The following is a 530-nucleotide window of genomic DNA, read 5'->3' as shown; positions in this document are numbered from 1 at the left end:
ATTCATTTCACGGATTAATCAAAATAAATGTACTATGTACTTTAAAATATCAGAATGAGTAATTTGATAGGTTTTATAGATAGGTTTTGTAGGTTCTTAAAACCCCCACCCCCCCTACAAAACTCCTTTAAATATATATTATAGATTGTATTTACGGATTGTATTTAATATAGGTTGTTTCTTTAAAACATTAACATATTGAAATATAATAACTTTTATTTCTAATTAAAAAAATAAAATAATACGTACAAAAAGCCCCCCAAAACTCATAATGGGGAGTGCTTTGAAGAGTTCACTGTTATATTGTTAATGTTCTATAAGATTTCCAAATTGCCTCAGTGTGATGTCTTATGGCTTGTCACTAAGGGATTCCATTCATAGCGTATGGTAGGGTGACCGCCTTGTGAGCTCTTGTCTCCAGAGATTTCACGTATATAGTTACAACGGCATAAAAGCTCTAAAGCTTGCTTAACGGCTCTATTATCTGTTAAACCGATCCAACTTCTTTGATGAATATCACGTAAAGTAAA

General features: G+C 31.7%; 1 pseudogene. It reads right to left on the bottom strand.

The features are described from left to right. Positions 1-335: 335 nt before the first annotated feature. A pseudogene (locus tag ACFIO3_RS15570) lies at positions 336-530 on the bottom strand (DUF3987 domain-containing protein); the annotation flags it as partial.

The sequence above is a fragment of the Bartonella sp. AD328YNZD genome, from assembly GCF_042196425.1.
The sequence above is the reverse complement of the archived record's forward strand: the minus strand, read 5'-3'. Positions and strand labels throughout refer to the sequence as shown.